Below are 22082 nucleotides of genomic sequence, written 5' to 3' on the forward strand. Positions count from 1 at the left end.
CGCCCGACCCCGCTTCAGGCCCCAGCAGCACAGGAGACACGTGCAGTGACGAGCAGCGAGACTCCCCCGCCCGGCGGCGACAAGGTCGTCGAGACCCTCAAGTGGATGGCACACGAACTCGACGCGACCAAGCGCCAGTTGGCCCAGCTGGAGGCCGGGCGGTCGGAGCCGGTCGCGATCGTCGGCATGGGCTGCCGGTTCCCCGGGGACGCCGACTCCCCCGACGGGTTCTGGCGGCTGCTGGCCGAGGGCCGGGACGCGATCGGGCCGCTGCCCGCCGACCGGGGCTGGGACCTGGAGGCGCTGTACGACCCGGACCCGGCCGCACCCGGCACGGCGTACGTCCGTGAGGGCGGTTTCCTGGGCACGGCGGGCGACTTCGACGCGGGGTTCTTCGAGATCTCGCCCCGTGAGGCGCTCGCCATGGACCCGCAGCAGCGGCTGTTGCTGGAGGTCGCCTGGGAGACGCTGGAGGATGCGGCGATCGCCCCCTCGGCGCTGCACGGCAGCGGCACCGGCGTGTTCGTCGGCACCAACGGCCAGGACTACGTGCCGCCGATGATGGACGGGGTCGCCGAACTCGGCGGCTACCTCGGCACCGGCTCCACCCAGAGCGTGCTGTCCGGCCGGCTCGCCTACGCGCTGGGGCTGGAGGGGCCCGCGGTCACCGTGGACACCGCGTGCTCGGCGTCCCTGGTGGCGCTGCACCAGGCGGTGCGGGCGCTGCGCGGCGGCGAGTGCGAGCTGGCGCTGGCGGGCGGGGCCACGGTGATGTCGAGCCCGTGGACGCTGGTGGAGTTCTCCCGGCAGCGGGGGCTGGCGCCGGACGGCCGCTGCAAGACGTTCTCGGACCGCGCCGACGGCACCGCGGTGTCGGAGGGCGTCGGCCTGCTGCTCCTGGAGCGCCTGTCGGACGCCCGCCGCAACGGGCACCGGGTCCTCGCGGTGGTCCGGGGCTCGGCCGTCAACCAGGACGGCGCCTCCAACGGCCTGACCGCGCCCAGCGGTACCGCGCAGCAGCGGGTGATCCGGGCTGCGCTCAAGGACGCGGGCCTGGCCCCGGCCGACGTGGACGCCGTCGAGGCGCACGGCACCGGCACCCGGCTCGGCGACCCCATCGAGGTGGACGCGCTGCTCGCGACGTACGGCAGGAGCCGGGACACCGGGCGGCCGCTGTGGCTCGGCTCGGTCAAGTCCAACCTCGGGCACACGCAGGCAGCCGCCGGGGTCGCCGGTGTCATCAAGACGGTGCTCGCCCTGCGCCACGGCGTCCTGCCGCGCACCCTGCACGCCGACCCGCCGACCGCGCACGTCGACTGGGACACCGCCGGTGTCCGGCTGCTCCACGACGAGCGGCGCTGGCCGCGCACGGACCGGCCGCGCCGGGCGGCGGTCTCGTCCTTCGGGATCAGCGGGACGAACGCGCATGTCCTGCTGGAGGAGGCCGAACCGACGGAGGACGGCCGAACCGAGGAGACGGGTACCCCGTCCGCACGCCCCGTCCTGCTCGACGCCCGCACCCCCGACGCGCTGCGCGGCCAGGCGGCCCGGCTCGCCGGCCATGTGCGCGCCCACCCCGGGCTGCGTCCGCTCGATCTCGGCTGGTCGACGGCCACCACCCGGGCCCGGATGCGGCACCGCGCGCTCGTCGTCGCGGCCGACACCGAGGAGTTGCTCGCCGGACTGGACGCCCTCGCCGAGGGCACCCCGGGCGCGGGCGTCGTACGCGGCGAGACGGCCGAACAGCCATCCCTCACCTTCCTGTTCACCGGCCAGGGCGCCCAGTACGTGGGCATGGCACAGCAGTTGTGCGACGAGTTCCCGGGGTTCGCCGCCGCCCTCGACGAGGTCTGCGAGCACCTCGATCCTCTGCTCGAACTCCCGCTGCGGCCGGTCCTGTTCGGTGACGCGGCGGCCCTGGACCGGACGGCGTTCACGCAGCCCGCCCTGTTCGCCGTCGAGACGGCGCTGTTCCGGCTGATGGAGTCGTGGGGGGTGGTGCCGGACCGGCTGGTCGGACACTCCGTCGGCGAGCTGACCGCCGCCCACGTGGCCGGGGTGCTGTCGCTGCCCGACGCGTGCGCGCTGGTCGCCGCGCGCGGCCGGGTGATGGACCGGCTGCCGGCGGGCGGGGTGATGATCTCGGTGCGGGCGGACGAGGCCGAGGTGGCCCCGCTGCTGACGCCGGGCGTGGGCATCGCGGCCGTCAACGGACCGGGGTCCGTCGTCCTGTCGGGTGCGGCGGAGGAGACCGAGGCGGTGGCCCGCACGCTCGCGGAGCGCGGGCACAAGACCCGGCGGCTCCAGGTCAGCCACGCCTTCCACTCGGCCCTGATGGAGCCGGCCATGCCGGAGTTCCGGGAGGTGGCGGCCCGCGTCACCTACCACGAGCCGCGCATCCCGCTGGTCTCGGCGCTCACCGGCAGGCTCGTCGGGCCGGGCGAGGTGACCGCTGCCGAGTACTGGGTACGGCATCTGCGCGAGCCGGTCCGGTTCCTGGACGCGGTGCGGGCCGCCGAGGCGGACGGCGGACGGGTCTTCCTGGAGCTGGGCCCCGACGGGGTGCTCGCGTCGATGGCGGCGGACTGCCTGGCCGACCGCGCGGCGGCGGTCCTCGCCCCGACCCTGCGCAAGGACCGCCCCGACACCCGCTCCCTGCTCCTCGGTCTGGGCCAGGTGCACTCGGCCGGGGTGACCGTGGACTGGGACGCGGTGTTCGCCGGCACGGGCGCGGTGCGGGTGCCGTTGCCGACGTACGCCTTCGAGCACCGGCGGTACTGGCTCGCGGCGGGCCGCTCCTTCGACGGTACGGCGGCCCCCGTGGAGCTCGCCGAGATCCGGCCGGATGTCCGTCAGGCCCGGCTGGAGACGCTGGACCTGGTCCGCTCCGCCACCGCCGCCGTCCTCGGCCATGCGTCGCGGGAGGCGGTGGCGGCCGACCGGCCGTTCTCCGAGCTGGGCGTGACCTCGGTCGGCGCGGTCGAGCTGTGCGCCGAACTGCGCGCGGTCACCGGGCTGTCCGTGCCCGCGTCGGCCGTCTTCGACCACCCCACCCCGCAGGTGCTCGCCGCCCAGCTGGACCAGGAGGTCCGGGGCGAACCCGCCCCGCCGTCCGCCCCGGCCCGGCCCCGCCCGCGGCGCAGGCCCGACGAGCCGGTCGCGATCATCGGCATGGGCTGCCGGTTCCCGGGCGGGGTGACCAGCCCCGAGGACCTGTGGCGGCTGGTGGCCGACGAGCGCGACGTCCTGGGCGGCTTCCCGGACAACCGGGGCTGGAACCTTGAGGAGTTGTTCGCCCCGGGCGGTGACCCGGGGACCTCGACCGAGGCGCGGGAGAGCGGATTCCTGCACGAGGCGGGCGAGTTCGACCCGGCGTTCTTCGGGATCTCGCCGCGCGAGGCGCTCGCCATGGACCCGCAGCACCGGCTGCTCCTGGAGACGGCCTGGGAGGCGATGGAGCGGGCCGGTCTCGACCCGGCCGCGCTGCGCGGCAGTCGTACCGGGGTGTTCGCGGGGCTGGTCGGGCACGACTACCTGCTCGGCCCGGAGCGGATGCCGGACGACCTGGTGCCGTACTTCGCGACGGGCATCGGCGGGTCGATCGCCACCGGCCGGATCTCCTACACCTTCGGTTTCGAGGGCCCGGCGGTGACCGTGGACACGGCGTGCTCGTCGGCGCTGGTCGCGCTGCACCAGGCGGTGCGGGCGCTGCGTGCCGGGGAGTGCGATCTGGCGCTGGCCGGGGCGGCGACGGTGATGGCGACGCCCGGCGCGTTCGTGGGGTTCTCCGGGCAGGGGCTGATGGCGCCGGACGCGCGCAGCAAGTCCTTCGCGGAGGCGGCCGACGGCACCATGTGGTCGGAGGGGGTCGGCATGCTGCTCGTGGAGCGGCTGTCGGACGCGCTGCGGGCGGGACACCGGGTGCTCGCCGTCGTACGCGGTACGGCGGTCAACCAGGACGGTGCCTCCAACGGGCTCACCGCGCCCAACGGCACCGCCCAGCAGCGGGTGATCCGGGCCGCGCTCGACGACGCGGGCCTGGTCCCGGACGATGTGGACGCCGTCGAGGCGCACGGCACCGGCACCCGGCTCGGCGACCCCATAGAGGCGCACGCGCTGATGGCGACCTACGGCCGGGACCGGGCGGCGGACCGGCCGCTGCGGCTCGGCTCGATCAAGTCGAACATCGGGCACACGCAGGGCGCGGCGGGCGTGGCGGGGGTGATCAAGACGGTGATGGCGCTCCGGCACGGGCTGCTGCCGCGGTCCCTGCACGTGGACCGGCCGTCGACGCGGATCGACTGGTCGCTGGGTGCGGTGCGGCTGCTGACCGAGGCCGAGGTGTGGCCGGCGGTGGACCGGCCGCGCCGGGCGGGGGTGTCGGCGTTCGGTGCGAGCGGCACCAACGCGCATGTGATCCTCGAACAGGCGCCGCCCGCGCCGGTGACGGACGAGCCGCGGCTGCCGCTGCCAGTGACCCCGCTGGTGCTGTCCGGGCACACCCCGGCGGCGCTGCGCGGCCAGGCGGCCCGGCTGGCCGGACTGCTGGCGGCCGAGGACGCTCCGGAACTGACGGATGTGGCCTGGTCGTTGGCGGCGACGCGCACGGCGCTCGCGCACCGCGCGGTGGTCCTCGCCGCCGGTCCGCAGGAGGCTCGTGCCGGGCTCGCGGCGCTGGCGGCGGGCGAGGAGGCGCCGCACGTGGTCACGGGGACGCCGACCGGCGCCGAGGCGGTGTTCGTGTTCCCCGGGCAGGGCTCGCAGTGGGTGGGCATGGCCTCGGCGCTGCTGGAGCGCTCCGAGGTGTTCCGGGACGCGTTCGCGGACTGCGAGCGGGTCTTCGCCGACCTGGTCGGCTGGTCGGTGACGGGCGCGATGGCCGGGGATCCGGACGCGCCGTCGCTGGAGCGGCTGGACGTGGTGCAGCCGGTGCTGTTCTCGGTCATGGTCGCCCTCGCCCGCACCTGGCAGGCGGCCGGGGTGCGGCCGGCTGCGGTCGTGGGCCACTCCCAGGGCGAGATCGCCGCCGCGCACGTCGCAGGGGCCCTGTCGCTGGAGGACGCGGCCCGGGTGGTGGCGCTGCGCAGCCGGCTGATCGTGGACGTGGTGGGCCTGGGCGCGATGGCCGGGGTGTCCAAGTCCCCGGAGTGGGTCGCGGCCCGACTCGGGCCGTGGGAGACGGAGTTGAGCGTCGGTGTCGTCAACGGGCCGGCGTCCGTGGTGGTCACCGGGGATGTGGCGGCCCTGGAGGAGTTCCTCGCGGTGGCCGAGGCCGAGGGCGCGCAGGTGCGCCGGGTGCGCGGCGCGGTGGCACCGGGCCACGCCCCGCAGATGGCCCGGCTGCGCGAACAACTCCTCGACGCACTGGCAGAGTTGGCTCCGCAGGACGGCACGGTCCCGCTGTGCTCGACGGTCACCGGGGAGCTCCTGGACACCGCCGGGATGTCGGCCGCGTACTGGTATCGCAACGCGCGTGAGCCCGTGCAGTTCGAGAAGGCCGTACGGCATCTGCTGGACCGGGGCCACCGGGTGTTCCTGGAGATGAGCCCGCATCCGCTGCTGCTGGGCCCGGTCTCCGACATCGCCGCGTCCCAGGACGCGCGGGTCGCCGCGCTGGGCACCCTGCGCCGCGAGGACGGCGGCCCGGAGCGCACCGCGCGCGCCCTGGCGGACGCCTGGGCGCACGGCGTGGACGTGGACTGGGCGGCCGCCGTGTTCGACGGGGTCGGCGCCCGCCGGGTCGACCTGCCGACGTACGCGTTCCAGCGGGAACGCTACTGGCTGGAGCCGGTGTCCGGGCCGGTGGGCGCCGGAGTGCGCGGCACCGGGCACCCCCTGCTCGACGTGAGTGTCGAACTCGCCGACGGCGGCGCGCTGCTGACGGGCCGTCTGACCCGACGGGCGCTGCCCTGGCTGGACGACCACGCGGTGGCCGGGGTGGCGATCCTGCCCGGTGCCGCCTTCGTGGAACTGGCGGTGCGGGCGGGTGACGCGGTCGGCTGCGCGGCCGTGGAGGACCTGGCACTGCAGCGCCCGCTGGTGATTTCGGCGCAGGGCAGGACGGTCGTCCAGGTGACGGTCGACGCACCGGACGGCTCCGGGCGGCGCGCGGTACGCGTCCACTCGCGTCCGGACGCCGACGAGGAGTCCCCGTGGACCCAGCACGCCGAGGGCGTCCTGACCCCGGCCGGAGCGGCACCCGAACCGCTCGCCGACTGGCCCCCGCGGGACGCCGAACCCCTGCCGGCCGAGGACGCCTACGAGCGCATCGCCGCCGTCGGCATCGACTACGGCCCCGCCTTCCGCGGCCTGACCGCCGCCTGGCGGCGCGGTGACGAACTCCTCGCCCAGGTACGGCTCCCGCAGCCGGAGGCGAAGAACGCGCCGGAGTACGGCATCCACCCGGCGCTCCTGGACGCGGCCCTGCACGTCGTCGTCCTGGACGGCCTGGAGAACAGCGGGCAGCTCGCGTTCAGCTGGAGCGGGGTCACCCTGCACGCGCAGGGCGCCACCGAACTGCGGGTCCGGGTGGTACGGCTCGGCGACGGCTCCTTCGCCTTCCACCTGTACGACGGTGCCGGGCACCCGGTGCTCACCGCCGAGTCCGTCGCCGTACGCCCCATGACGGCCGCCGATCTGACCGCGACCCGCACCGCCACGGAGAACTCCCTGTTCCGCCTGGACTGGACGCCGCTGCCGCCGGGCGAGACCTCCGCCGCCCGCTGGGCGGTGCTGGGCAAGCGGTGCGAGGCCGTGTGGCCGGCCGAGGTGGACTCCCGCCGCCACTACGCCGACCTGGCCGCGCTGGCCACGGCCGTGGACGGGGGCGCCCCGGTGCCGGAGGCGGTGCTGGTGGTCGGCGCGGGCGGCGCGCCCGGGGACCGGCAAGTGCTGCTGGACGCGCTGGAGTTGTGCCGGGCATGGACGGCGGACGAGCGCTGGGCCGAGGCACGGCTGGTGTTCCTCACCCGGGGCGCGGTGGCGGCAGGCGACCGGGACGCGCCCACCGACCTCGCGCACGCCCCGCTGTGGGGCCTGGTCCGCTCGGCGCAGCAGGAGCAGCCCGACCGGTTCGTGCTGCTGGACAGCGACACGGCCGAGGTCCCGACGGTGGTGCTGGCGGCGGCCCTCGGCTCGGGCGAGCCCCAACTCGCTCTGCGGGACGGGGTCCTGCGCGTCGCACGGCTGGCGCGGGCGACCGCCACCGCCGACACCCCCGTCCGGCGCGCGCTCGACCCGGAGGGCACGGTCCTCGTCACCGGCGGCACCGGCACCCTCGGCGCCGTCCTCGCCCGCCATCTGGTGGCCCGGCACGGCGTACGCCATCTGCTGCTCACCGGCCGCCGGGGCGCCGACGCCCCCAACGCGGCAGCGCTCGTCGACGAGTTGACGCGGGCCGGGGCCAAGGTCACGGCCGTCGCCTGTGACGTGTCCGACCCCGAGGCCCTGGCCGAGCTCCTGGCACAGGTACCCGAACTCCACCCGCTCACCGGGGTGTTCCACCTGGCGGGCGTCCTCGCCGACGGAGCCCTCGGCTCGCTCACCCCGGACCATGTCGACACCGTGCTGCGGACGAAGGCGGACGCCGCCTGGCAGCTGCACCGCCTCACCCGGGACGCCGACCTGGCCGCGTTCGTCCTGTACTCCTCCATGGCCGGCACCTTCGGCGGCGCGGGCCAGGCCAACTACGGTGCGGCCAACGCCTTCCTGGACGCCCTCGCCCGGCACCGCCGGTCCCTGGGCCTGCCCGGCCTGTCCGTCTCCTGGGGGCTGTGGCAGGACCGCTCAGAGATGGGTGCCGGGCTCACCGACCAGGACCTGGCCCGCCGGATGGCCCGCTCCGGCACCCGCAGCCTGACCGCCGAGCAGGGCACCGCCCTGCTGGATGCGGCCCTCGACGGCCCCGACGCCCATCTGGTCGCCGCCCGCTTCGACTTCCCCACCCTGCGGGCCCAGGCCGGCGACGGCACCCTCCCCGCGCTGCTGCGCGGCCTGGTGCGGGCCGGCCGGCGCAGCGCGGGCGCCGCCGACCAGACCGGCCTGCGCGAACGGCTCGCCACGCGCGGCCCCGCCGAACGCGCCGCCGGTCTCCTGGACGCCGTATGCACCACCGTCGCCCTCGTCCTCGGGCACGGCTCCGCCGACCAGGTCGACGACGGCCGTGCCTTCCGCGAACTGGGCCTGGACTCGCTGACCGCGGTGGACCTGCGCAACCGGCTGTCCGCGCTCAGCGGCCTGAAACTCCCGGCCACCCTCGCCTTCGACCACCCCTCCCCGCGGGCCATCGCCGAGTTCCTCGACGAGAAGCTGTTCGGCACCCCGGTCGAGGTCACCCCTCCGGTCCTCACCGACCTGGACCGGCTGGAACTCGCCCTGCTCGGTGCCGACACCTCCGACCCGGCGCTGCGGGCGAAGGTCACCATGCGGCTGCACTCCCTGGTGGCCCGGTGGAGCGACGGCGACGCCCCAGCGGCGGCCGACGGCCCCGACCTCGGCCTGGAGGACGCCTCGGTCGACCAACTCCTCTCCTTCATCGACGACATGGGCACCTTCTGACCTTCAGAAAGGGACGCGTTCCGTGGAAGACACGCGGATCATCGAGTACTTGAAGCGGGTGACGGCCGATCTGCACCGGGCCCGCGCCCGGCTCCTGGAGCTGGAGTCGGGGCGGCAGGAGCCCGTCGCGATCGTCTCGGGCGCCTGCCGCTTCCCCGGCGGCATCGACTCGCCCGAGGACCTGTGGCGCGCGGTCGTCGAGGAACGCGACCTGATCTCGGCGATGCCCGCCGACCGCGGCTGGGACATCGACGAGCTGTACGACCCCGACCCGGACGCCGTCGGCCACATCTACGTCAAGGAGGGCGGCTTCCTCCAGGACGCGGCCGGTTTCGACGCCGCCCTGTTCGGCATCCCGCCCCGTGAGGCCCTCTCGATGGACCCGCAGCAGCGGCTGCTCCTGGAGACGACCTGGGAGACGTTCGAACGCGCGGGCCTCGACCCGCTCGGCCTCGCCGGTTCCCGTACGGGGGTGTTCGTCGGGATCCTCTCGCACGACCACGGCACCCGGCTGACCCCCGCGCCGGAGGGCTTCGAGGGCATGATCGGCGCCGGTACGGCGGGCAGCATCGCCTCCGGCCGGCTGTCGTACGTCTTCGGCCTGGAGGGCCCGGCCCTGACCATCGACACCGCCTGCTCGTCGTCGCTGGTCGCGCTGCATCTGGCGGTCCAGTCGCTGCGCGGCGGCGAATGCGACCTCGCGGTGGCGGGCGGTGCCACCGTGATGTCGACGGTGGAGTCCTTCGTCGAGTTCTCCCGTCAGCGGGGGCTCGCCCCCGACGCCCGCATCAAGGCGTTCGACGACGCGGCGGACGGCTCCTCCTGGAGCGAGGGCGTGGGCACCCTCCTGGTGGAACGCCTCTCCGACGCCCGCCGCAACGGCCACCCCGTCCTCGCCGTCATCCGCGGTACGGCCGTCAACCAGGACGGCGCCTCCAACGGCCTGACCGCGCCCAACGGCCGTTCCCAGGCCCGCCTCCTGCGGACCGCGCTCGACAACGCCCACCTCACCCCGGCCGACGTGGACGTGGTCGAGGCGCACGGCACCGGCACCCGGCTCGGCGACCCCATCGAGGCCCAGGCCCTCCTCGCGACCTACGGCCAGAACCGCACCAGCCCACTCCACCTCGGCTCCGTCAAGACCAACATCGGGCACACCCAGGCCGCCGCCGGGGTGGCGGGCGTCCTCAAGATGATCTGGGCGATGCGCGAGGGCCTGCTCCCGCGCAGCCTCCACCTCGGCACACCGACCACCCAGGTCGACTGGACCGAGGGCGCCATCCACCTCCTCGACCGCGCCCTCCCGTGGCCGGAGGCCGACCGGCCACGCCGGGCCGGAATCTCGTCGTTCGGCATCAGCGGAACCAACGCCCACATCATCCTGGAGCAGCCGGAGGACCCCGAGCCGCCCGCCACCGAGGAGCCTCCCGCCCGCCTGCCCCTGCTGCTGTCCGCCGCGAGCACCGAGGCACTGGCCGCGCTGGGCGCACGTCTCGCGGAACGGCTGGAGACCGACCCGGATCTCCAACTCGCCGACGCCGCACACGCGTTGGCAACGACCCGCGCACTGCTCCCGCACCGGGCGGTCGTGGTCGCCGACGACCGCGACACCGCCATCAGCGGCCTGCGGGCGCTGGCGGAGGACCGGCCAGCCCCGCAGCTCATCACCGGAGAGGCCGGCCCCACGGGCCGGGGTCCGGTCTTCGTCTTTCCCGGGCAGGGCTCGCAATGGGCGGGCATGGGACGCGACCTGTACGCGGACGACCCCGCCTTCCGCCAAGCCCTCGACGCCTGCGCCCAAGCCCTCGACCCGCTCACCGGCTGGTCCCTCATCGACACCCTGACGGGCACGGACGAGGCATGGCTGGAACGGGTGGACATGGTCCAGCCCGCCCTCTTCGCCGTCATGACCAGCCTCGCCCGCCTCTGGACAGCCTCCGGTATCCAACCCGCCGCCGTCATCGGCCACTCCCAAGGCGAGATCGCCGCCGCCCACATCGCCGGCATCCTCACCCTGCAGGACGCCGCACGCATCGTCGCCATCCGCTCCACCGCCATGCGCCACCTCTCCGGCCACGGCGGCATGGCCACCGTCAACACCAACGCCGACCGGGTCCAGGAACACCTGACCGGCCTCGACGCCACCATCGCCGCCCACAACTCCCCCACCACCACCGTCGTCTCAGGCACCCCCCAAGCCCTCGACCAACTCACCGAGACCTGCACCGCACAAGGCATCCGCGTCCGCCGCGTCCACGTCGACTACGCCTCCCACTCCCCCCAAGTCGACGCGTTCCACGAGGAAATCACCACCGCGCTGGCCGACGTCCGCCCCCGACAGGCCACGGTCACCATGATCTCCACCGTGACCGGCGAACCCGTCCAGGGACCGGAACTGGACGCCGCCTACTGGTACGCCAACCTCCGCCGCCCGGTGCTCTTCCACCAGGCCCTCACCCATCTCCTCGACACCGGCCACCGCACCACCATCGAGGCCAGCCCGCACCCCGTCCTCACCCCCGCCATCGAGGAGACGGAGATCGCCACGGCGCTCTACACACTCCGTCGCGACCACGGCACCCCCGCCGACTTCACCACCGCCCTCGCCCAGGCCCACGTGACCGGCACCACCCCCACCTGGACCAACCACAACCCCGACCGACCCGTCGCGCTCCCCACCTACCCCTTCCAACACCAGCGCTACTGGCTGGAGTCGAGCCAGCCGGCCGCCCGTGCGCCGCAACCCGTGGTCACCACGGCAGCCGAGGACAGCGCTCCGCGGGACCGGTTCGCCGCGCTCTCCCCGTACGAGTTGCTCGACGAGATGCTCAACCTCGTCCGGCTGCACGCCGCCGTGGCGCTCGGGCACGACTCTCCGGAACCGATCGTCCCCGAACGGACCTTCCAGGAGCTGGGCTTCGAGTCGCTGACGGCGGTCAACCTGCGTCGGCGGCTGGTCGCGGCGACCGGCTTCGACCTGCCGGTGAGCGTGGCCTTCGACCATCCGACGCCCCTGTTGCTGGCCGAGCATCTGGCCGGGCTGGTGGGCGACGGGAGCGACGACGACCTGGCCGACGCGACGGACGACGAGCTGTTCGCCCTGATCGACGCCGACGGCTCGCAGGAGGCGCGATGAGCGACGAGGCCCGGCTGCGGGACTACCTGCGCAAGGCCACGGCCGCGCTGCAGGAGGAGCGGCGGAAGGTGGGCGAGCTGGGTGAGCGGCTCGCCGAGGCGGAGCGGTCGCGCGGGCGGGATCCGGTCGTGGTGGTCGGGATGGGCTGCCGCTGGCCCGGGGGCATCGACACCCCGGAGGCACTGTGGCGGGCCCTGGTGGAGGAGCGGGACTGCCTGTCCCCGTTCCCCGCCGGGCGGGGCTGGGACGTCGAGAGCATGTACGACCCTGAGCCGGGGGTCCCGGGCCGGTGCAGCGTGCGGGAGGGCGGGTTCCTGGAGGCCGCCGGGGTGTTCGACGCGGAGTTCTTCGGTTACTCGCCGGAGGAGTCCGCGGGGACCGATCCCCAGCAGCGGCTGCTCCTGGAGACCGCGTGGGAGGCCGTGGAGAGCGCCGGGATCGATCCGTCGACGCTGTCCGGGTCGCCCACGGGCGTGTTCGTGGGCCTCACCCCGCAGGGGTACGCGGGGACGGACGGCGGGCGGGAGCGCCCGGAGGAGGGCACGGACTATCTGGCCGTCGGGACGCTGCCCAGTGCCGCGTCCGGCCGTGTCGCGTACGCCCTGGGGCTGCACGGCCCGGCGCTCACCGTCGACACCGCCTGTTCCTCCTCGCTCTCGGCGCTGCATCTGGCCCGGCGCTCGCTGCTGTCGGGAGAGTGCTCGCTGGCACTGGCCGCGGGGGTGACCGTGATGGCCGTACCCGATGTGTTCCTGGAGCACAGCAGACTGAGCGCGCTGGCGCGGAACGGGCGGACGAAGCCGTTCTCGGCCGAGGCCGACGGCGGCAACTGGGCCGAGGGCGTGGGGGTGCTGCTCCTCGAGCGGCTGTCGGACGCCCAGCGGGGCGGGCATCCGGTGCTGGCGGTGGTGCGTGGCTCGGCGGTGGGGCAGAACGGGACCAGCAACGGCCTGGCCGTGCCCAACGGGCCGGGGCAACAGCGGGTGATGGCACGGGCGTTGGCGGACGCCGGGCTGTCGGGCGCGGATGTCGACTATGTCGAGGCGCACGGCACCGGCACCCCGCTGGGGGACGTGATGGAGGCGGAGGCGATGCTCGCCGTCTACGGCCGGGAGCGCCCGCCGGAGCGGCCGCTGCTGTTCGGGTCGGTCAAGTCCAACCTGGGCCATGCGCAGTCGGCGTCCGGGATGGCCGGGATCATGAAGGCGGTGCTCGCGCTCGGGTACGGCACGGTGCCCGCGACCCTCAACTGCGAGCCCCCGCTGGAGACCGTGGCGCGCAGCGGCGGGGTGCTGCGGCCGGTGCCGGCCGCCGTGCCGTGGCCGCGGACGGACCGGCCCGAACGGGCGGCCGTGACGGCGCTCGGCGCGGGCGGCACCAACGGGCATGTCGTCCTCGAAGCCCCCGCGCACCCGCCGTGGCCGGCGGACGCGCCGTCCGGAGCGTCCGCCGGGCCCGCACGGGACGTGCGTCCGCTGCCGTGGCTGCTGTCCGCGAAGGACCCGGCGGCCCTGCGCCGGCAGGCCCGCAGGCTGCTCGCCCACCTCGACGCGCACCCGGCGCGCTGGTCCGACGCGGACCTCGCGTACTCCCTCGCGGTGACCCGCGGTGTCTTCACGCACCGGGCGGCGGTGGTCGGCGCCGACCGAGGGCAGTACCTCGCCGGGCTGCGGGCGCTGGCGGACGGGGAGCCGTCCCTGTGGGTGCGGTCAGGGGCCGCCCGCACCGGCCGGACCGCGCTGGTCTGCGCCGACCCCGGCCCCGCCGGTCTGCCCTCCTACGACCGGCTGCCCTGGGAGTGGCCGGCCTTCCGGGACGCCGTCGCCGATCTGGACGAGGCGCTCGTCCCGTACACGGACGGGCGGCCGCTGGCGAAGCTGCTGCCGGCGTCGGGACCGGACGCGCCGGTGGCCACGTTCGCGCTGCACGTGGCGTACACCTGGCTGTGGCAGGCCTGCGGGGTCGCCGCCACGACGTTGCTCGGCGAGGGCCGGGCCGGGCGCTGGGCCGCCGCGCATCTGCGCGGCGACCGCACCCTGGGCGCGGCGCTCGCCGGACTCACGGGCGGCGAGGCACCACCTGACGAGCCCGCCCCGGCCGGCCCGGACTCCGCGCTGATCCGCCTGCCCGCCGCGCCCGGTGCCCAACTCGACTCCTTCGCCCACCAGTTGGCCGGTGCCTTCGTCTCCGGGGTACGACTCGACCGGGAGGCGGTCTTCGGCGGGCCCGGGGTGCGGCGGGTGCCGCTGCCGACCTATCCGTTCGCCGGGGCGCACCACTGGTACGCCCCGCCCCTCGACCGCTCCCCCGAACAGAGGTGATCCGCCATGTCGTTGACCGACGCCGTCCTGTCCGGGGCCTCCCCCGGCGACCTGGAACGCGCCCCGCTGCCCGCGCACTTCACCGCCGCGCATCTGCGGGTGGAGGACGAGGAGGTGTTCGGCGACGCCCCGGACAAGGACGTCCGCCGCACCCTGCGCGTCGGCGAGGTCCCGATGCCCGAACTGGCCCCGGACGAGGTGCTGGTCGCCGTCATGGCCAGCTCGATCAACTACAACACGGTGTGGTCGGCGAAGTTCGAGCCGCTGTCCACCTTCCGCTTCCTGCGGGCGTACGGCCGGGAGGGCGGCTGGGCGGCCCGGCACGACCGGCCGTTCCATGTGCTGGGTTCGGACGCGGCCGGGGTCGTCGTCCGGACGGGCACCGGGGTGCGGCGCTGGCGGATCGGCGACCACGTGATGGTGAACGCGGCCCGGGTGGACGACCAGGAGCCGGCCAACCAGGCGGACGGCATGCTGGGCGAGCACCAGCTGGCCTGGGGGTACGAGACGAACTACGGCGGACTTGCGCACTACGCGGTGGCGCGGGCCAGCCAGCTCATCCCCAAGCCCCCGCACCTGACCTGGGAGGAGGCGGCGACGATCCCCGCCTGCGCGGGCACTGCGTACCGGATGCTGGTCAGCGACCGGGGCGCCCGGATGAAGCAGGGCGACGTGGTGCTGATCTGGGGCGCCTCGGGCGGGCTCGGCGCCTACGCGGCGCAGCTGGTGAAGAACGGCGGCGGGATCGCGGTGGGCGTGGTCGGCTCGGAGGAGAAGGCGCGGGCCGCCCGGAAGCTCGGGTGCGACGTCGTCGTGAACCGGCAGGACGTCGGCGTCGGTGACGACGAGGGCGACGACCCCGAGCTGACGCTCAAGGCCGGCAAGCGGATCGGGCGGATCGTCCGGGACGCGGTGGGTACGGACCCGGACATCGTGTTCGAGCATGTGGGCCGGTCCACGTTCGGTATCTCGGTGTTCGTGGTCAAGCGCGGTGGAACGGTCGTGACCTGCGGCTCCAGCACCGGTTACGTCCACCGGTTCGACAACCGTTACCTGTGGATGCGACTCAAGCGCGTCCTCGGCAGCCATGTCGCCAACCTCCAGGAACAGGTCGAGTGCGCCCGGCTGTTCGCGCTCGGCGGCCTGGCCCCGGCGCTGTCCTCGCTGTTCCCGCTGGACCGGGTCGGCGAGGCGACCCGGCTGGTGCAGCTCAACCGGCACATCGGCAAGGTCGGTGTGCTCTGCCTCGCCCCCGAGCCCGGCCTCGGCGTCACCGCACCGGGACTGCGTGCCCGGATCGGTGAGGAGGCCCTGAACCCGCTGCGGGAGTTCGCGGCCGATCCGGCCACCCTCAGCTGACGTACATCCCTTATCCGGAAAGGCGGATCCCATGACCGACTCCACCCAGACGCTGCCCGTGCCGGAGGCCGTCGGCAAGCTGTACGACCGGCTCACCCTGACCGCGCTGAACGACGGCACGTTCAACCCCAACATCCACATCGGCTTCTGGGACACCCCCGACTCCACGGCCACGCTGGAGGAGGCGGTCGACCGGCTCACCGACGTGCTGATCGAGCGGCTGCTGGTGGACGACTCGGCGCACGTCCTCGACCTGGGCTGCGGGGTGGGCGGCCCCGGCATCCGGGTGGCGCGGCGGACCGGCGCCCGGGTCACCGGGATCAGCATCAGCCAGGAGCAGGTGAAGACCGCCAACCGGCTGGCCGCGGAGGCGGGGCTCGCCGACCGGGCGGAGTTCCGGCACGCCGACGCGATGAAACTCCCCTTCGAGGACGGCACGTTCGACGCCGTGATGGCCCTGGAGTCGATCATCCACATGCCGGACCGGGAGCAGGTGCTCACCGAGGTGGCGCGGGTGCTGCGGCCGGGCGGCCGGCTGGTGTTGACCGACGTGTTCGAGCGGGCGCCGAGGCAGGCGGTGCCCCATCCGTCCATCCAGAAGTTCTGCCGCAACTTCATGGTGACGCTCGCCGACGCCGACGACTACGTCGCCATGCTGCACCGGGCCGGCCTGCGGCTGCGCGGGCTGCTCGACATCACCGAGCACACCATGCAGCGCACCTTCACCGAACTGGCCCGCCCGACCGCCGACGCCGAGCGCCCCGAGGCCCTCGGCCAGACCAACCTGCCGGATCTGTTCCGGCCGTCCGACATGGTGGGCGTCGACGAGTTCGGCTGCCTGCTCGTGGCGGCGGTACGCCCCTGACCGCAGGGGTACCGCACCCCCTGGCCGGCCGCCGGGCCCCCTCCCGGCGGCCGGCCTCGTGCCCTCTCCGGATCCGCACCGCCCCCTCGACCCGCCGTCCCCGAGTCCCCTGGCCCGCGTACGCCCCCGTCCCCGTCTCCGTCCCCCGTCCGGCCCAACGTCGCTCAGCCAGAGGAGGCGGGCGGGCGTGACCGGTGTGACCGTGGTGGAAGGTATGGGCGCGCGCACGGATCCGAGGAGGCTGCATGGCCGAGGGACTGGTCGACGGCAGAGCGCCCCGCACTGCCCTGGCGGACGGCTTCGACCGTCCCGCGTCGACCTTCGAACAGATGAGCGCCGTCGCCGATGCCGTCCTCTACGAGGGCTATCTCCTCTACCCCTATCGGCGGTCCTCGCCGAAGAACCGTGCCCGCTGGCAGTTCGGGGTGCTGTTCCCCCGGGACTGGGTGGAGGCCGACGACCCGGTCAGCCCGGGCGTGTCGGGTTCGGCGGACTCCTGGTACCAGCAGACCGAGTGCCTGCTGCGGGTACGACGGCCGGACGCGACCGTGCGGCTGCGGGTGCGGTATCTGCAGCTGCAGCACAAGCAGGTCGAGGACGCCGAGCGACGCCCGGTCGAGTCGCTGACCTGCGACGACGGCACGGTGCAGCTCACGTTCGAGGAGGCGGTGCCGCGCGAGGCCGACCTCGCGGTCCCGCTGGCCGAGGGCGTGCACACGGTCCGGGTGGGCGCCCCGGCCGGTACCGGCACCGAGCCGCTGCCCTCCGGCGGCGGGCGGGTCGTGCGCCGCCGGGAGGAGGTGCGGGCCAGCACCACACTGGAGGCCGAACGGCTCGGCGCGGACCTGTTCCGGATCCGGGTGCGCACCGCCAACGAGGGCCGTACGGCGGATCCGCGTGCTCCCCGAGACCAGGCGCTCCGCCAGGCCCTCATCGCCACCCACACCCTGCTGGGCGCCGAGGGCGCGGAGTTCGTCTCCCTGATCGACCCGGGCCCGGCCCTCCAGGAGGCCGCCCGGAACTGCCGTAACGACTTCACCTTCCCGGTGCTGGGCGGTCCGCCCCCCGCCGTCGCCCCCGAGGCCGGCTCGGTGTCCGCCCTGCTGCTCTCCTCGCCGATCATCCTCCCCGACCATCCGCAGGTGGCGCCGGAGAGCCCGGGGGATCTGCACGACGCCGGTGAGATCGACGAGATCCTCACCCTGCGCACGATGCTGCTGACGGACGAGGAGAAACGCGAGGCCCGGGCCACCGACGCGCGGGCCGCCGAGATCCTCGACCGGGTCGACACCATGCCGCCGGAGGTCCTCGGACGGCTGCACGGAGCCATCCGCTCGCTCGGCCCCGCCGGCCGCCCCGCTCCTGCCGAGCGCCCCGCCTGGTGGCAGGAGGGCGCCGACGACGGGCTCTCCCCGGCCACCGACACGGTTCTCGTCGACGGGGTGCGGGTCGGCGGCGGCGCCCGGGTGCGGCTGCGTCCGCGCGGCCGGGGTGCCGACGCCCAGGACATGTTCCTCGTCGGCCGCACCGCGACCGTGGCCGCCGTCTTCCACGACGTGGACGGCAGCACGCATCTCGCCGTCACCGTCGACGACGACCCGGCGGCCGAACTGCACGGCTGGTACGGCCGTTTCCACTACTTCCGGCCCGACGAAGTCGAGCCGCTCGGGGGCACCGACGTCCCGGACCCAGAGACGGCGGCCGAGCCGTCCCCGGGGCCCTCTCCATCGGAGGCCTAGCGCATGAGCACCCACAACGGCACCACCACCGCCGTCGGCGGCGAACCCGCCCGAACCGGCGAGCACCAGGGGTTCGACGAGATCACCATTCTCTGGATCTCCGAGGGCATGAGCTGCGACGGCGACACCGTCTCCGTGACCGCGGCCGACCAGCCCTCCATCGAGGATCTGGTCCTCGGCCTGATCCCGGGGATGCCGAAGGTCAACCTGGTCAACAAGGTGCTCTCGCCGAGCCTGGGCGGCGAGGACTTCCTCGCCCCCTACCGGAAGGCGGCGCGGGGCGAACTGGAGCCGTTCATCCTCGTCATCGAGGGCTCGATCCCGAACCAGAACATCATCGAGGGCGACGGCTACTGGACGTCCTTCGGCAACGACCCGGAGACCGGCCAGCCGCAGACCCTCAACGACTGGATCGACCAACTGGCCCCCAAGGCCTGGGCGGTGGTGGCCGTCGGCACCTGCGCCACCTTCGGCGGCATCCACGCCATGGCCGGCAACCCGACCGGCGCCATGGGCCTCGCGGACTACCTGGGCTGGGAGTTCAAGTCCCAGGGCGGGCTGCCGGTGGTGAACATCCCGGGCTGCCCGGTGCAGCCGGAGAACTTCATGGAGACCCTGGTCTGGGTGCTCTACCACGCCGCCGGCACCGCCCCGCCGCCCCCGCTGGACCACATGCTGCGCCCGCAGTGGCTGTTCGGCCGCACGGTCCACGAGGGCTGCGACCGCGCCGCCTACTACGAGCAGGCGACCTTCGCGGCGGACTACAACTCCCCCAAGTGCCTGGTGAAGACCGGCTGCTGGGGTCCGGTGGTGAACTGCAACGTGCCCAAGCGGGGCTGGATGGCCGGCATCGGCGGCTGCCCCAACGTCGGCGGCATCTGCATCGGCTGCACCATGCCGGGCTTCCCGGACGCCTTCATGCCGTTCATGGACGAGCCGCCCGGCGGCACCCTCTCCTCGCTCGCGATCAAGCCGTACGGGGCGGTCATCCGCCGGCTGCGCGGCTTCACCAACGAGCTGGTGAACCACGAACCCAAGTGGCGTCACAACAAGCGCAAGCTCACCAGCGGTTACGCCCCGCGCTGGCGCCCCTGACGCGCCACGGTCAGTCCCCCCACCCCCAGTCCCCCACAGCAAAGGTCAGCGAACGCCGATGACAACCGAGGCCCGGCAGAAGGGGCGCAAGCCCGCGCAGATCGTGGACATGTCCTGGGATCCGATCACCCGGATCATCGGAAACCTGGGCATCTACACGAAGATCGACTTCGCCAACCGGGAGGTGGTGGAGTGCCACAGCACCTCCTCCCTCTTCCGCGGCTACTCCGTCTTCATGAAGGGGAAGGACCCGCGCGACGCGGGCTTCATCACCTCCCGCATCTGCGGCATCTGCGGCGACAACCACACCACCTGCTCCGACTACGCCCAGCAGATGGCGTACGGCGTCAAGCCACCGCCGCTCGCCGAGCACATCGTCAACCTCGGCGAAGCGGCCGAGTACATGTTCGACCACACGATCTTCCAGGACAACCTGGTCTTCGTGGACTTCTGCGAACAGATGGTCAAGGCCACCAACCCGAGCGTCCTGGCCCGCGCGCAGAAGACCACCGCACCGCGCGGTGACATCCACGGCTACCGGACCATCGCGGACATCATGAAGGCCTTCAACCCCTTCGAGGGCGAGGTCTACAAGGAGGCCCTGAAGGTCTCCCGGACCACCCGCGAGATGTTCTGCCTGATGGAGGGCCGCCATGTGCACCCCTCCACGCTCTATCCGGGCGGTGTCGGCACCATGCCGTCACCGACCGCGTTCACCGACTACCTCAGCCGGCTGATGCACGTCATCGACTTCGTGAAGAAGGCCGTCGCCATGAACGACGACGTCTTCGACTTCTTCTACGAGGCGCTGCCCGGCTACGAGGAGGTCGGCAAGCGCCGCATCCTGCTCGGCTGCTGGGGCGCCTGGCAGGACCCGAAGGTCGTCGACTACAAGTACGAGAACATGGACCGCTGGGGCAAGGCGATGTACGTCACCCCGGGCATCGTGGTCGACGGCAAGCTGGTCACCAACAACCTGGTCGACATCAACCTCGGCCTGCGGATCATGCTGGGCTCCTCGTTCTACGAGGACTGGGTCAACGAGGACCCGTTCGTCACCCACGACCCGCTCGGCAACCCGGTCGACATGCGGCACCCGTGGAACCAGACGACCCTTCCGGTGCCGCAGAAGCGGGACTTCGAGGGCAACTACAGCTGGGTGATGAGCCCCCGCTGGTTCGACCAGCGCACCGGCGACCACCTCGCCCTGGACACCGGCGGCGGCCCGCTGGCCCGGCTCTGGTCGACCGCGCTGAACGGCCTGGTCGACACGCCGTACATCAAGGCCACCGGACACAGCGTCCGCATCTCGCTGCCCAAGGGCGCGACCCTGCCGGAGACCACGCTGGAGTGGAAGATCCCGAAGTGGTCCAACACCCTCGAACGGGACCGCGCCCGGCCGTACTTCGTCGCCTACGCGGCGGCGATGGCCCTGCAGTTCCTGGACGAGGCGATGGGCCTGGTGCGGTCCGGCGACACCAAGGTGTTCGAGGACTTCGAGGTGCCGGACGAGGCGATCGGCTGCGGCTTCCACGAGGCCGTGCGCGGGGTCCTCTCCCACCACCTGGTGATCAAGGACAAGAAGATCGCCAACTACCACCCGTACCCGCCGACCCCGTGGAACGCCAGCCCTCGCGACAAGTTCGGCACCCCCGGCCCGTACGAGGACGCCGTCATGAACCAGCCGATCTTCGAGGAGAACGGCCCGGACGACTTCAAGGGCGTCGACATCATGCGCACGGTCCGCAGCTTCGACCCCTGTCTGCCGTGCGGTGTCCACATGTACACGGGCAAGGGCAAGACGCTGACGGTCACGCACTCGCCGACGTACGGGGCGAACCATGGCTGAGGGCCGGCTCGACGGCCCGGCGGTCGAGGCCCGGCTGGCCCGTCTCGACTCGCTGCTGGAGGGCCTGGAGTCCGCTCCGGGCCCGACCGGCAGCTCCGCCGTCGAGGCGGTGCGCCTGCTGACCGAGGTCTACGGCGAGGCGCTGGCCCGGGTCCTCGACCGGGCGGACGCGCCGCTGGCCGACCGCCTGGCCGCCGACGAACTGCTCGACCACCTCCTGGTCCTGCACGACATCCACCCCGACTCCCCCGAGCGCCGGGCCGCCCGCGCGGTCGAGCGGCTGCGCCCGGCGGTACGGGAGCGCGGCGGCGACGTCGAGTGGGCCGGGGTGGAGGGCGAGGTGGGCCGGGTGCGGCTGGCCGCCGGCAGCGGTTGCGGCTCCGGGTGCGGCGGAGGTACCACGGAGGTGACCGACGCGGTCCGGGAGGCAGTGCTCGCCGCGGCCCCCGAGCTGTCCGACGTGCAGCCGCTGCCGCAGGCTCCGGCGCCCGCCTTCGTCCCGCTGGACTCGCTGCGCCGGCCACAGGAGGCCCGGTGACCACCGACGGAGCTCTGGCCCGCCTCATCCGCTCCGCCGCCGACCACCGGCCGGCCGCGGAGGCGGAGGTGTGCGACCTGTGCGCCGCCCCGGTCTCCGCCGACCACGCGCATCTGTACGACACCGGGCAGGCGGAGGTCCGCTGTGCCTGCCGTCCCTGCTCGGTGCTGTTCGCCGAGACCCCCCAGGGCGAGGGCCACTTCCGGCTGATCCCCACCCGCCGGGTCCGCCTCCCGAAGGTCGACACCGCGGCCCTCGGGGTCCCGGTCGGCCTGGTCTTCTTCATCCCGCGGGCCGACGGCTCGGTCACGGCGGAGGGGCCGAGCCCGGCGGGGGCCATGCGCTGGCAGGTGGACGCGGCGGCCTGGCAGCGGGCGGTCGCGGGCTGCCCGCCGCTGGCCGGCATGGCCCCCGATGTCGAGGCGCTGCTGGTCAACACGGTCCACGGCCTGGACCACCACTGGATCGTCCCGGTCGACGACTGCTTCCGCATGCTCGCCGTGGTCCGCCGGGAATGGCGCGGGCTCTCCGGCGGCGGCCGGATGTGGCCGGCCGTGGAGCGTTTCTTCGAGGAGCTCACCGAGCGGCCCTGAGCCGAGCGGCCTCGACGAACGGCAGCACAGG

9 protein-coding genes and 1 pseudogene are annotated in these 22082 nt (G+C 74.0%); all 10 read left to right on the plus strand.

The genetic code is table 11. The features are described 5' to 3' along the window. Window positions 1-45: 45 nt before the first annotated feature. The 10 genes and pseudogenes from ACFZDK_RS19310 to ACFZDK_RS19355 all read left to right on the plus strand — a co-directional run bounded on the left by ACFZDK_RS19310 (window position 46) and on the right by ACFZDK_RS19355 (window position 22051). Window positions 46-8556, plus strand: coding sequence for an SDR family NAD(P)-dependent oxidoreductase (locus tag ACFZDK_RS19310; protein ID WP_390973893.1), 8511 nt, complete (start codon window positions 46-48; stop codon window positions 8554-8556). A gap of 61 nt (window positions 8557-8617) precedes the next feature. Beyond that, window positions 8618-11692 (plus strand): annotated as a pseudogene (locus ACFZDK_RS19315) (type I polyketide synthase); the annotation flags it as partial. Further along, window positions 11689-14013 (plus strand): beta-ketoacyl synthase N-terminal-like domain-containing protein, encoded by a 2325-nt coding sequence (locus ACFZDK_RS19320; protein ID WP_390973894.1) that lies wholly within the window; start codon window positions 11689-11691, stop codon window positions 14011-14013. The pseudogene ACFZDK_RS19315 and the gene ACFZDK_RS19320, both read left to right, overlap by 4 nt. A gap of 6 nt (window positions 14014-14019) precedes the next feature. Then, window positions 14020-15372 (plus strand): crotonyl-CoA carboxylase/reductase, encoded by a 1353-nt coding sequence (ccrA, locus tag ACFZDK_RS19325; RefSeq protein ID WP_390973896.1) that lies wholly within the window; start codon window positions 14020-14022, stop codon window positions 15370-15372. Between the two features lie 31 nt (window positions 15373-15403). Next, window positions 15404-16237: a methyltransferase domain-containing protein gene (locus ACFZDK_RS19330; protein WP_390973898.1), complete on the plus strand. Its 834-nt coding sequence runs from the start codon at window positions 15404-15406 to the stop codon at window positions 16235-16237. Window positions 16238-16482: 245 nt separating this feature from the next. Then, window positions 16483-17976, plus strand: coding sequence for a hypothetical protein (locus tag ACFZDK_RS19335; protein WP_390973899.1), 1494 nt, complete (start codon window positions 16483-16485; stop codon window positions 17974-17976). Between the two features lie 3 nt (window positions 17977-17979). Further along, entirely contained in the window at window positions 17980-19071 is a 1092-nt protein-coding gene (locus ACFZDK_RS19340) for a hydrogenase expression protein HypE (protein ID WP_355729381.1), read from the plus strand. Between the two features lie 58 nt (window positions 19072-19129). Further along, the gene (locus ACFZDK_RS19345; protein ID WP_390973902.1) at window positions 19130-20920 is read left to right on the plus strand and encodes a nickel-dependent hydrogenase large subunit; all 1791 of its coding nucleotides are present in this window, start codon (window positions 19130-19132) and stop codon (window positions 20918-20920) included. Further along, window positions 20913-21458: a NifU family protein gene (locus ACFZDK_RS19350; protein WP_390973904.1), complete on the plus strand. Its 546-nt coding sequence runs from the start codon at window positions 20913-20915 to the stop codon at window positions 21456-21458. Before ACFZDK_RS19345 ends, ACFZDK_RS19350 begins: the two co-directional genes overlap by 8 nt. After that, complete coding sequence (locus tag ACFZDK_RS19355; protein ID WP_390973906.1) at window positions 21455-22051, plus strand: DUF5947 family protein; 597 nt, start codon at window positions 21455-21457, stop codon at window positions 22049-22051. Before ACFZDK_RS19350 ends, ACFZDK_RS19355 begins: the two co-directional genes overlap by 4 nt. Window positions 22052-22082: the final 31 nt, after the last annotated feature.

The organism is Streptomyces sp. NPDC007901, from assembly GCF_042959465.1.
Lineage (GTDB): Bacteria > Actinomycetota > Actinomycetes > Streptomycetales > Streptomycetaceae > Streptomyces.

What these genes read in the sequence shown, in the direction of transcription:
- ACFZDK_RS19320 (WP_390973894.1), top strand. Translation starts at nt 11,689, where the DNA reads ATGAGCGACGAGGCCCGGCTGCGGGACTACCTGCGCAAGGCCACGGCC.
- ccrA (WP_390973896.1), top strand. Translation starts at nt 14,020, where the DNA reads ATGTCGTTGACCGACGCCGTCCTGTCCGGGGCCTCCCCCGGCGACCTG.
- ACFZDK_RS19330 (WP_390973898.1), top strand. Translation starts at nt 15,404, where the DNA reads ATGACCGACTCCACCCAGACGCTGCCCGTGCCGGAGGCCGTCGGCAAG.
- ACFZDK_RS19335 (WP_390973899.1), top strand. Translation starts at nt 16,483, where the DNA reads ATGGCCGAGGGACTGGTCGACGGCAGAGCGCCCCGCACTGCCCTGGCG.
- ACFZDK_RS19340 (WP_355729381.1), top strand. Translation starts at nt 17,980, where the DNA reads ATGAGCACCCACAACGGCACCACCACCGCCGTCGGCGGCGAACCCGCC.
- ACFZDK_RS19345 (WP_390973902.1), top strand. Translation starts at nt 19,130, where the DNA reads ATGACAACCGAGGCCCGGCAGAAGGGGCGCAAGCCCGCGCAGATCGTG.
- ACFZDK_RS19350 (WP_390973904.1), top strand. Translation starts at nt 20,913, where the DNA reads ATGGCTGAGGGCCGGCTCGACGGCCCGGCGGTCGAGGCCCGGCTGGCC.